Here is a 12,119-nt window from a genome sequence, read left to right as displayed (position 1 = left end):
GGCGCTGTTTCAGGATTTAGTATTCTCCTCATGAGGAACTTTTTCCAGTCGATACCTATGGACATTTTAGAAGCCGCAAAAATAGACGGGTCAGGGCAATTTCGCGCCTTTTGGAGCATTTATCTCCCGCTCTCTAAAGCAGGTCTGGCTACAGTGACCCTGTTTGAGTTTGTCGGACGTTGGAATAACCTGTTGACCACGCTGCTCTTGATCAATAATTCGGCCAAAGACACGCTTCAGGTCGCATTGTACGGTTTGGTCGACCAGGGCTCGTCTACTTCAAGCGGAAATCTCGTCACGACGAATGTCAAGATGGCGGGCATCATCATTGCGGTTCTCCCGTTGATTTTGGTGTATCCGTTTGTTCAGAAGTACTTTGTCAAAGGGATTTTCTTGGGTGCCAGCAAAGAGTAGGCAGACATGCATCACACATTTGCACCAACTGCCCTGATGAAAATGGGGTTGGTGCACGCAACCGGATCGCTTCATTGTCCATGATTCAGGAGGTGCCACTTTGGCAGCGGAAGTAAGTCATTATGCAGTGGAGATTCACAAGTCGGATGAAGGTCATTTTGTCGAAGTGCCCTTTGAGGTGCCAGAAAACATCGGTGAGATTCGCATTCAAATCACAGTGCAGCCGCATGCGAAAAAGCCGTGCATCATTGATGTCGGTTTGACCGATCCCGCTCAAGTGCGCGGGTGGAGCGGCAGCACCAAATATGATTTGCGCATCGCGCTGGACAGCGCGACACCTGGGTATCTCGCAGGCGATATTCCACCAGGTCGCTGGGCGGTCATCTTGGGTGTGTACACCATCAGTGAAGCAGGGGCGCATGTAGAAGCGGATATCACCCTCGTTCCGCATCAGGATGCGTGGGTGAAAGGAGATCTACATCTGCATACGGTCCACAGCGATGGGGCGTATACGTTCGCAGAGCTAGACGAGATCGCCAAGGCGAGAAAGTTTGATTATGTCGGTCTGACGGATCACAACACGGTCAGCCAGAATTTCTCCTATCCGCAAGAATCTCCGGTCACTTACATTCCAGCAATGGAATTGACCACTTATCACGGTCATGCCAATTTGTTTGGCGTGCCCATACCTTGTGACGACTTTCGGGTTCAAGACGTTTCCGATGTCGAGCGCTTGCTGAAGGAAGCCAAATCCAGGGGCGCATTCATTGCCATCAATCATCCGTTCGACGATACCGGACCGAGCTGTCAGTGGCAGTGGGGGTATGATGTGCCATTTGACTGGCTGGAAGTTTGGAATGGCCCGTGGCGCGCCTGCAATGCTGCCAGTCTGGCACTGTGGCAGGACATGTTGGCAGCGGGCAAGCGCATTGTCGCGGTTGGCGGGAGTGACACCCATCGCGAACATCCCTATGTGCGACACGGCGTGCCGACCACATGGGTCAAGAGTCCGTCGCGCACGGTGGACGCGATTCTCCATGCCATCAATCAAGGACACGCTTTTATCAGTTTCAGTCCAGAAGGCCCCACGTTGGAACTGACATGCGGCGACCATATGATGGGCGATTTGGTGCCGAACAGGCAGCAGTCAGAAATTGCTTTGACCGTCGCGCATGTTCAACCAGGCGACATCATCAAGCTGATTTCCGAACAGGGCGTGGCGGAAACGTACACGGTGCAGCCAGGAGAGCAGGCTTGGCAAAAGCAGTGGTCGGCGAATGGAAAACGTTTCTGGCGCGTGGAGATATGGCGGCATTTTGCTGAAGTGAATGACATGTTATTGGTGGGCATGAGCAACCCAATTTATTTTGCCAAGTAAATCGTCCATCGGGATCGTCGTGCAAGACGCTTCATCATGTAAAGAAGCTTTCATGAGGTCATGAGGAGGAAGCGCATGGAGAATTTTACGTTGCCGATTGCAAAGCCGATTGTCGGCGCGCACCGCGGCGCGAGTCAAACCGCGCCAGAGAACACGCTGGCCGCTTTCCGGCAGGCCATTGCTTTGGGCGCAACCGCGCTGGAATTGGACGTGCAGTTAAGCGCCGACGGTCATGTGGTGGTCATTCACGACGCCATGTTGAACCGCACCACCAACGGACACGGGCTTGTACGGGATCACACATTGGAAGAATTGCGGGCGCTTGATGCAGGCAGTTGGTTTTCGCCTGCATTTGCGCATGAGCAGATTCCGCTGTTTGAAGAGGTGCTAGACCTCGCCAAAGGCACGTGCTTGCTCCATGTTGAGCTGAAACACGGCCCCATTGTCTATCCCGAGTTGGAAGCGCGTGTCATCGAACAGGTGAAAGCCCATGGCATGCAAGACCAGGCGCTATTGATGTCGTTCGATCACGTCGCCATTGCGCGGGCCAAAGGCCTCGCCCCAGAGATTCGGGCCTGTGTCACTTACAATGCGCGCCTCTACGATACCGTTGCATACGTCGCTGAGGTCGGCGCCGATGGCGTCAACCAACCCTGGTATCATTTGACAGCGGAAACGGTGGAGGCATGTCACGCGCACAATTATCTGGTGCACGCCAGCTTGATTGATGATGTGAATCAATGGGAACTGGCGCAACAGTTGAATGTGGACCTGGTGGATACCAACTGTATCTCTGAAATTCTCGCGCATACAAGAGAGAAATAGAGGTGCGCGTCTGCCCATTTGTATAATCGGTTCAGCAAATCAATGACGTAAAAAGGAGTCGGTGTCATTGGCGAAACAGGTTGTTTTGTTTGATTTGGGCGATACAATTATGGTGGAAGAAAGCGAAATCAAAGATGACAGCCAAACGACTTTGCAGGCGGATTTGATTCCCGGCATGAAAGCCCTTTTGCTTGATCTCTCGTCGCGTGGTGTACCTTGTGGCATCGTGGCAGATACGCGTCCGGGAACATACCGCAATGTCCTTTTGCAGCATGGACTCTATGATCTCTTCGAGTCATTTTCCATCTCGGAGGAGTTGGGTGTCGAAAAACCGCATCCCCTGATGTTTGAAGATGCCTTGGAAAAGCATGGGTTGACGGCAGATACGGCTGTACAGGCCATGATGGTCGGCAACAACTATGAACGAGATATCCGTGGAGCGAAAGCAAGGGGCTTGACGACGCTGTGGTTTCATTGGAACGAGCGGTATCCCGTACCGGAAGATGCAGCGTGCGCGGATTACACATGTACGACACCAGCAGAAGTGATGGCCGCGATAACGGAATGGTTGTCGGTCACGACGACCAACTCGAACGAACTGCTTGTGGAGAAGCGGATGTCCTAATCTTTCAATTATTTTTTCAGATGTGTGTGGTGAATACAGCACTGGTTCGCTGGTGCTGGCGAAGCTGAATCAAAAGGTGGGCGGACAAAGATGGATGCTGTGCGTTGCGCAGTTTTTGGGCTGGGTCGTTTGGGGCACCAGCATGCAATCAATCTGGCCACGCGGGTTCCAGGGGCCAAATTGGTGGCCGTACTGGACAGTGTGCCGGAGTTGGCAGAAAAGACCGCACGTGAATTGGGTGTGCAAAGGTGGAGCACGGAACCAGATGAATTGCTGGCGGCAACAGATATCGATGCGATTTTTGTCGTGACACCGACAAGCACGCATGCGACACTCGCAAAAAAAGTGGCAGAGAGTGGCAAGGCGCTGTTCTTGGAAAAGCCAGTCTCGCTCGATTTAGAAGAGGCCGCGGCGACCGTCCATGCGGTGGAAGCATCAGGCATCCTCTGTCAACTCGGGTTCATGCGGCGGTTTGACCCCGCGTACAAGGCGGCTAAAGCGCAGATTGCTGCGGGCGCCATCGGGGAACCGCTCTATTTTAAAGGAATCAGTCGAGATCCTCAGGCGCCGCCTGAGACGTATGTGGCAGCCAGCGGCGGCATTTTTGCGGATCAGAGCATCCACGATTACGATATTGCGCGCTTTATGATGGAACGCGAAGTCACTTCGGTGTCGGCCGTGGGCTCTGTACTGTATTCCAAAGAGGTGGCCCGCTACAACGACGTAGACCAAGCTTTGAGCTATCTGCGCTTTGAAGGTGGTGCAGCCGGGGATATCGAGGCGTATCGCAACGCGTTTTATGGCTATGACATTCGCGCGGAAATCCTCGGCACCGAGGGGACACTGGTGGTGTCAGGCTTGCGCCAGCAGAATGTCACACTCCTATCCAATCGCGGAAGCAACTACGAGATTCTGCCTGGTTTCATCGAACGGTTTAAAGAGGCGTATGTCGATGAACTCATCGCCTTTATCCAGTGTGTGCAACAGGGCGAGCGCCCCAGTGTCGGTGTTCGCGACGGATATCAGGCCTTGGCCATCGCCACCGCCGCCAAGCGTTCCTATCAAGAAAAACGCGAGGTCGCTGTGCCAGGATTAAATGAGGTGAACGTCAGTTGAGCGGACAATACAAAACGTTACCCCCAATGTACAACGTGCAGCTTGGCATCTCACCCATCAACTGGATCAACAACGACATGCTCGATCTCGGCGACGAATACGAGATTCGCACGGTCCTGTCCGACATGCAGAAACTCGGGTTTCGCGGCACAGAGATGAGCCGCAAATTTCCTGAAAATCCGGTGGAACTGCGCAATTTGCTCGCAGAGTACAAGATGGTGCTCACAGGCGCGTGGAAGACGGTGCTGTTCAGTACGGGCGTTGATTTTGCCGCCGATTTCGCTTCCTATCAAGCGCACGTTCAATCCCTGCGCCAGTTGGGATCGGACTATGTGGTGGTGTGCGACGGGGGTGGTAGCCTTCATTGGGATCGACAACCGAGGCAGGTGGTGGCGCCGTATGACGATGCAGCTTGGCGTTCATTGGCCGAGGGCTTGCACAGGGCAGGTGAGTACACGCGCCAGCAGGGCATGCGCCTGGCTTATCATCCGCATGTCGGCACGAATGTGGAGCGGCCGGAGGCGATTGAACGCTTGCTGGCAATGACAGATCCAGACTTGGTGTCCATCGTCTTTGACACAGGCCACATCTACGCTGGCGGTGGAGATCCACGCTACATTTTGCGCAAATACTTTGGGCGCATCGCCTGTGTTCACTTGAAGGATGTTCGCCAAAACGCGCTCGATGAGATGCGCGAGACAGGGGCGCTGTTCATTGACGCTGTGCGGCATGGCCTGTTCACGACACCTGGCGATGGATGTCTCGATTTTGAAGCCATTGTGACCCAGTTGCGCGAATTGGGCTACCAAGGTTGGATGGTCATTGAAGCGGAGCAAAATCCGCAATTGGCAGAGCCGGTGGCCTATGCAACGGCGGCCAAAACGACATTGGAAAAGTTGATGTATACGTGTTAGAACGCCATGCGTGATGCGTTTCGCACCAGGGCATCAACTTGATTTGCAGGATACGCGCGTAACATTTACGCGCTTTCGTCTAGAAAGGAAGGCGTTGGTCATGCAGGTGACGGAATCGATTCTCCGTCTGCGTTTGGCGCAACCGGAACTTTGCCGAACGCTGCTGGAGAGACGGCAGCGCAGGGTGCATTGGGAAGCGGAAAAGCTTGTGCTGCTGGCCATTGATCACCCTGCGCGCCGCGTTGTGGCTGCAGGCAAAAATCCGTGGGCGATGGCGGATAGAGGAGAACTTTTGACGCGGGTCGCGCGTGTGCTCATGCAGCCTTTTGTCAATGGTTTGTTGGCGACCCCTGACATCATCGAAGAAGTGCTGCTGCTCAACCATCTGGTGGTCGAGGCGGGCGGACCGAATTTTATCGATGGGAAAATTCTCGTCGGATCGATGAATCGCGGCGGTCTGGCCAACACGGTATTTGAGCTGGACGATGTGGTGACAGGCTATACGCCCGAATCCATTGCAGCGCTGCATCTGGATGCGGGCAAATTGCTGTTTCGCTTAGATCCCGACAGCCGGGATTCCCTGCGCACGATGCAGTACTGTGTCGATGCGCTAAATGTGCTCGAAGATCACAATTTGCCCTGTTTTCTCGAACCGCTGACCACGAACGGCTCCACCGACGATCTCGTCCGCTTGGTCGGGGTCGCTTCGGCGATGGGCTACAGCAGCGCGCATCGCTGGCTGAAGTTGCCGATGGTTGGGGACATGGCGCGGGTCGCGGCGGCGACGACATGCCCGATTGTGCTGCTCGGCGGCGGCAATCCTGGCACGACAGAACAATTGGTCGCCAATGTCACGGAGGCGCTGGCCGCTGGTCCGAACGTGCGCGGTTTGATGATTGGGCGCGGGGTGTTGTACCCGGAAGATGATGTGGATCCGGTTGTGGTGGCGAGCAAGCTGGCTGCCGCTGTGTACGAAGAAGAACAGGAGGTGGTTCTGTGGGACGGCCTGAAGTCTACACACTTGGTCGGTTGATTGTGGATTTGTACGCCAACGAGATTGGCGTCCCCATGAAGGATGTCGTTTCTTTTCGCAAGTATCTCGGCGGTTCCGCGGCGAACACAGCCGTCGGTTTGGCGCGCCACGGCGCCGATGTCGGGCTCATCAGTCGGGTGGGCAGCGACGGACACGGCGAATTTCTCCGCGAAGTATTGGCGCGCGAAGGGGTTGACACCCGGATGGTCAAGGACGATGACGTCTACCAGACGGGCCTTGCTTTTGCAGCCATCTCGCCGCCGAGCGATTCCACTGTGCTGTTTTACCGCAAACCGTGCGCGGATGCCAATTTGCAATTGTCTGATCTCGATTTCACCGCGATTGGCGAAGCCAAAGTCCTCGTGGTCGCCTGCACGTCGCTTGCGGTTTCACCTGGACGCGAGGCGACGTTGGCGGCGTTGGAACACAACCGTCGGACTGGCGGCGTGAATGTGCTGGACATCGACTGGCGCCCTGACTTCTGGCGCGATGAAGCCGAGGCGCGGCTCTATTACCGCCTGGCCATTCAACAGAGCGACGTCGTCATCGCCAACGAACCGGAACTGGCGTTTGTCGGCGAATCGGCGGATGCAGTTGAAGCGAGTGAACGCCTGCTCGGCTACGGTCCCAAACAGGTTGTTGCCAAACGAGGCGGCGACGGTGTTTTGTACTTCGGACCAGAGGGCACGCGGCGCGTACCTGCGTTTTCCGTACAGGTGCTCAATACACTTGGCGCGGGCGATGGCTTTGGCGCAGGCTATGTATTTGGCCTTTTGCAAGGGTGGTCAGTGGAACAGCGTCTGCATTATGCGGCTGCTGCGGGGGCCATTGTCGTTTCGCGCCACAGTTGTTCCGAGGCGATGCCCACCCGTTCTGAGGTCGAGTCGCTTGTGGCGAGCGCTGGAACGACAACCAGCTGACACGGTGAGGAGCGTGAATAAAAATGGAAACCATTCGTCTGACGATGGCGCAAGCCCTGTTGCATTTTTTGGATCAACAATACGTGGAAGTCGATGGACAAGAATATAAATTTGTCCACGGTGTCATGGGTATCTTCGGCCATGGGAACGTCACAGGCATTGGGGAAGCGCTAGAAGATGAAGAACTGGATTTGACCTATATTCAAGGGCATAACGAACAAGGGATGGTGCACGCCGCTGCGGCGTTTGCCAAACAAAAAAATCGTTTGGGGATTTACGCCTGCACGACGTCGATTGGACCAGGCGCGTTAAACATGGTCACGGCGGCGGCCACCGCCACGGTCAACCGCGTGCCCGTGCTGCTCTTGCCAGGAGATAACTTCGCTTGTCGCCAGCCTGATCCGGTTTTGCAGCAGTTAGAGGTGCCCTCAGATTACACGGTTTCGGCAAACGACGCATTTCGGCCGGTCAGCCGCTATTTTGACCGGATCGTGCGCCCAGAACAACTGATGACCGCCGCTGTGCAGGCGATGCGCGTCTTGGTGGACCCTGCGGACACAGGCGCTGTGACGCTGGCATTGCCCCAGGATGTCCAGACGGAAGCGTATGATTACCCGGTTTCGTTCTTCCAAAAACGCGTGCATCACATCGAACGCCGCCCAATTGCAGCCGGGGCTTTGACGCGCGCCGTAGAGGCGATTCGCAGCGCAAAACGCCCGCTTCTGATTGCAGGCGGCGGGGTTCATTATTCGCTGGCGACAGATGCACTGGCTGGGTTTGCTGAATCTTTCGGCATTCCGGTCGCAGAGACACAGGCTGGCAAAAGCGCGCTTTTGTGGGAACATCCATGGAATGTGGGCGCCATCGGCGTTACCGGCTCTTTAGCCGCCAACCGCTTAGCGCGAGAGGCGGACCTCGTCATTGCCGTGGGCACGCGCTTGGCCGACTTTACAACGGCCTCCAAAACGGCGTTTGCCGCTGATGTGCCGCTCATCTCTATCAACGTGCAAGCGATGGATGCCGTCAAAATGGACGCCATTCCAGTGCTCGCTGATGCGCGCGAAGCGCTGACCGCGATTGCGGAACAACTGCAAAACAGCGGCTACCACTCCGCCCATGCGGAGGCGGACATCCGCGCCGGACGGCAAGCGTGGAATGACGAGATCGACCGCTTGTACGGATTGACACATGATGACGGGCTTGTGCAGACGACGGTGATTGGGGAAATCAACAACACGTTGGCCGAAGACGCGGTGATTGTCGCGGCTGCAGGCGGTCTGCCGGGGGATTTGCATCGTCTATGGCGCGTGAATGCCGTGCGGTCGTATCACATGGAATATGGGTTTTCGTGTATGGGCTACGAGGTCGCCGGCGCATTTGGCGTCAAGCTGGCTGATCCAGCGCGCGATGTGTACGCGTTGGTCGGGGATGGCAGCTACTTGATGCTGCACTCAGAACTTGTGACCAGTTTGCAGGAAGGCCAGAAGATCACCATCATTCTGCTTGATAACTCGGGTTATCAATGTATTCACAATTTGCAGCGCGGCCATGGATCGAACGGGTTTGGCAACGAATTGCGCTATCGGGATCAATCGAGTGGCCGGTTGACGGGCGCGTATGTGCCGATTGATTTCGCCAAACACGCGGAGAGCCTTGGCTGCAAGAGTTATCGGGTAAAAACCATCGCAGAGCTGCAGTCTGCCTTGGCGGCGGCGAAGGAAGACACGCAGTCCGTGCTGATTGATATCAAAGTGTTGCCAGACACAGGGACGGGGAATTACGAGTCCTGGTGGCGCGTTGGCGTGGCGGAGGTTTCCAAGAACGAAAAAGTGCAGGCTGCCTGGACGGATGCCCAGACGATGATTGCGAAGGCGTCCAAGTATTGAGCGAAACGATTCGGTCATTGGCTTACGCATGTATATCTATCAGAGGGGTGATTGAATGAGTGAGTTGTTGGTTTGCGCAGCGCGGTCAACGCAGGGGCAAACGCCCATCGTGCAGGTGACGCCCGAATCTGCGGGGTGGACCTACATTGGTTTCGAGGTGTATCGGCTCAAGGCGGGGGAGAAGGTGACCGTCTCGACAGCGGACAAAGAAACGGCGGTCATCGTGCTTGAAGGCAAGTGCGACGTAACTGTGGGGCAACACCAATTCCCGGCGGTCGGCTCGAGAGATTCCGTATTTTCCGAGCTGCCACCTGAGTTTGTCTATTGTCCACCTGGACAGCCGGTGAGCTTCCAGGCATCTGTCGCCGCAGAAGTCGCCGTGGCCACCTCTGTCGCCGATGAGGGCGTGGGCGAAGCCAGACATGTGCGCGCAGAGGAGATTGCCTTTGAACGACGGGGAGAAGGTTCCACCACCCGCATGATTCATCACCTGCTGGATGAGCATCATCCGGCCAAGAAACTGCTGTTGGTGGAAGTGGTCACGCCGGCAGGCAACTGGTCCAGTTATCCGCCGCACAAGCATGACGAGGAGATCCCCTCGCAAGAGTCGTATCTCGAAGAGACGTACTATTATCGGATCGATCCGCCGCATGGCCAAGCCCTGCAGCGCGTCTATGACAAACAGGACCTCAACGCGGTGCTCACACCGTCTGATGGCGATGTGGTGCTGGTGCCCAAGGGATATCATCCCGTGGCATCGCCGCCAGGATTTACGACGTACTATTTGAACGTGATGGCAGGACATGGCCGCGTTTGGAAATATACGATTGACGAAGATTATCGGCATATCGCGCCAAAAGATGGCAACATCATGGGCACGGTGGAACATGGCGCAAAGCGCTGAATGAAGCATAAAGGGGCGGATCGGATGACATCATCGACAAATGTGCAGACGCTCAAGAATTTTATCGGCGGACAATGGGTGGATTCGACGGGCACCGAACGGGTGATCGTGCCCAACCCAGCGACAGGCGCGCCGCTCGCTGAGATTTTGTTGGCTGGCAAGGAAGATGTGAATGCGGCCGTAGCGGCGGCGAAATCGGCATTTCAAAAGTGGAGCAAGACGCCCGTCCCCAAACGGGCGCGGATTTTGTTTCGCTACCAACAACTTCTAGTAGAGCATTGGGAAGAGCTGGCGCGTTTGATCACGCTGGAAAACGGCAAGAGCTTTAAGGAAGCCTACGGTGAAGTGCAAAGAGGGATTGAGTGTGTCGAATATGCAGCAGGTGCGCCTGCGCTGATGATGGGCAGCCAACTCCCAGACATTGCGACAGATATGGAGTCTGGCATGTATCGCTATCCCGTTGGTGTGGTAGGCGGAATTACACCGTTCAACTTCCCAATGATGGTGCCTTGCTGGATGTTTCCTCTGGCCATTGCCTGCGGCAATGCGTTTGTCCTCAAGCCTTCAGAGCGGACGCCGCTGTGCGCCAATCGACTGGTTGAACTGTTCCAAGAAGCTGGATTGCCAGATGGCGTGCTCAATGTCGTGCATGGCGCCCACGATGTGGTCAATGGCATTTTGGCGCACGAGGGTGTTACAGCCGTTTCATTCGTCGGTTCACAACCTGTGGCGGAATATGTGTATAAGACGGCTGCGGAACATGGCAAGCGCGTACAGGCGTTAGCAGGCGCGAAAAATCACACGATTGTCATGCCGGACGCCGATTTGAACGAAGCGGTCAAAGGCATCATCGGCGCCGCGTTTGGATCCGCCGGAGAGCGTTGTATGGCTTGTTCTGTCGTGGTGCCGGTCGGAGATATCGCCGACGAGTTGGTGGACAGACTGGTGAAGGCCGCCGACGAGATCGTCATGGGTGATGGGTTGGAAGATGGCGTATTTCTCGGGCCGGTCATCCGCGATACACACAAAGCGCGCACGCTCGATTACATTGCGACTGGTGAAGCCGAAGGGGCGACCCTCTTGCGCGATGGCCGCAAAGACCCCGGCACGGATGGACAGGGATACTTTGTCGGAGCGACGATTTTTGATCACGTCGATTCCACGATGAAAATCTGGCGGGATGAGATTTTTGCGCCTGTCTTATCTGTCGTTCGCGCAGGGAGTCTAGATGAAGCCATCGCCATCGCCAACAAATCAGAATTTGCCAACGGCGCTTGTATGTATACAGACAGCGCGAAGGCGATTCGCCAGTTCCGCGAGGAGATCGACGCGGGAATGCTGGGTATCAATGTTGGCGTGCCCGCGCCCATGTCCTTCTTCCCGTTCTCCGGCTGGAAGAAGTCGTTTTACGGGGATTTGCATGTCAACGGTCGCGACGGCATTGAATTTTATACGCGGCGCAAGATGGTCACAGCCAGGTACTGATGGGCAGCGGCAAGCTTCGTCTCCTCAAGCAGACGATGATTGCGCATTTCTTTGCTTGACCCTTCTGCTGGCGACAATTAAGATCAGTGTAGCCGTTCTCTCTGGCCTTGTGAAAAGCCATTTCACAAGGCCAGAGCATGAATTCGACAGGAGGGATGATTGTGCCACGAGCGGAAAATCGCAAGCGCCCACCCAATTTATCCGGTTCAGGTTTCGCCGGTGGAGCCCGGAATAAGTCCTATAACAATCAACATGCGTCTGAAGCGCAAGTGAAGGACGACAAGAAACAAGCGTTGATTGAGAAAATGAAAAAGCTCCAGAGCAAAAAATCGGAGCAGCAAGAGTCATAAGCACCTTTCTTGGCTGTTCTGAAGAATGATTGGCGTGTCTTGCGGCACGCCAATCATATTTATGATACGCCCCCGGCCACACCCCACGCCAAGACGTTTCGTTACATGCCGACGACAGTCAACCCCATCGAATATTCTCAGACCGATTCACGGAAAATACGATCGTCCAAAAAATAGTCACAAAAGATGCAATTTATATACATCTTTTAGCTTTTAACGCTATTATAATGGCAACTGAACCACATGTAGCGTATCTAGGAGGCGTACAA

Annotated in this window: 12 protein-coding genes; all 12 read left to right on the top strand. The window is 55.3% G+C overall.

Going from position 1 to position 12,119, the window contains the following annotated elements; all coding sequences use genetic code 11:
• Positions 1-414: carbohydrate ABC transporter permease (locus ACFSB2_RS16375; protein WP_377944166.1), on the top strand; the 414-nt coding region annotated here is incomplete at its 5' end.
• Between the two features lie 100 nt (positions 415-514).
• Positions 515-1,792 (top strand): CehA/McbA family metallohydrolase, encoded by a 1,278-nt coding sequence (locus tag ACFSB2_RS16370; RefSeq protein WP_377944165.1) that lies wholly within the window; start codon positions 515-517, stop codon positions 1,790-1,792.
• A gap of 75 nt (positions 1,793-1,867) precedes the next feature.
• A complete protein-coding gene (locus tag ACFSB2_RS16365) occupies positions 1,868-2,617 on the top strand; it encodes a glycerophosphodiester phosphodiesterase (protein ID WP_377944163.1) in 750 nt (249 codons plus the stop codon).
• 67 nt (positions 2,618-2,684) lie between these two features.
• Positions 2,685-3,242, top strand: coding sequence for an HAD family hydrolase (locus ACFSB2_RS16360; protein ID WP_377944162.1), 558 nt, complete (start codon positions 2,685-2,687; stop codon positions 3,240-3,242).
• Positions 3,243-3,332: 90 nt separating this feature from the next.
• Positions 3,333-4,358 carry an inositol 2-dehydrogenase gene (gene iolG / locus ACFSB2_RS16355; protein WP_377944161.1) on the top strand — a complete coding sequence of 342 codons (1,026 nt, stop codon included), beginning with the start codon at positions 3,333-3,335 and terminating at the stop codon, positions 4,356-4,358.
• A complete protein-coding gene (gene iolE, locus ACFSB2_RS16350) occupies positions 4,355-5,272 on the top strand; it encodes a myo-inosose-2 dehydratase (protein ID WP_377944160.1) in 918 nt (305 codons plus the stop codon). Before iolG ends, iolE begins: the two co-directional genes overlap by 4 nt.
• 100 nt (positions 5,273-5,372) lie before the next feature.
• Positions 5,373-6,305 (top strand): Cgl0159 family (beta/alpha)8-fold protein, encoded by a 933-nt coding sequence (locus tag ACFSB2_RS16345; protein WP_377944159.1) that lies wholly within the window; start codon positions 5,373-5,375, stop codon positions 6,303-6,305.
• On the top strand, positions 6,269-7,225 hold the full coding sequence (gene iolC, locus ACFSB2_RS16340) for a 5-dehydro-2-deoxygluconokinase (RefSeq protein ID WP_377944158.1): 957 nt from the start codon (positions 6,269-6,271) through the stop codon (positions 7,223-7,225). The genes ACFSB2_RS16345 and iolC overlap by 37 nt, the downstream gene beginning before the upstream one ends.
• 23 nt (positions 7,226-7,248) lie before the next feature.
• Complete coding sequence (iolD, locus tag ACFSB2_RS16335; RefSeq protein WP_377944156.1) at positions 7,249-9,111, top strand: 3D-(3,5/4)-trihydroxycyclohexane-1,2-dione acylhydrolase (decyclizing); 1,863 nt, start codon at positions 7,249-7,251, stop codon at positions 9,109-9,111.
• Between the two features lie 55 nt (positions 9,112-9,166).
• Positions 9,167-10,015, top strand: coding sequence for a 5-deoxy-glucuronate isomerase (gene iolB / locus ACFSB2_RS16330; protein ID WP_377944155.1), 849 nt, complete (start codon positions 9,167-9,169; stop codon positions 10,013-10,015).
• Between the two features lie 24 nt (positions 10,016-10,039).
• Positions 10,040-11,500 (top strand): CoA-acylating methylmalonate-semialdehyde dehydrogenase, encoded by a 1,461-nt coding sequence (locus ACFSB2_RS16325; protein WP_377944154.1) that lies wholly within the window; start codon positions 10,040-10,042, stop codon positions 11,498-11,500.
• Positions 11,501-11,661: 161 nt separating this feature from the next.
• Positions 11,662-11,850, top strand: a complete 189-nt coding sequence (locus ACFSB2_RS16320; protein WP_377944153.1) for a hypothetical protein — start codon at positions 11,662-11,664, stop codon at positions 11,848-11,850.
• Positions 11,851-12,119: the final 269 nt, after the last annotated feature.

It is taken from the genome of Alicyclobacillus fodiniaquatilis, assembly GCF_042678105.1.
GTDB lineage: Bacteria > Bacillota > Bacilli > Alicyclobacillales > Alicyclobacillaceae > Alicyclobacillus > Alicyclobacillus fodiniaquatilis.
Note: the sequence above shows the minus strand (reverse complement) of the source record. Positions and strands in the feature narration are given on the sequence as shown.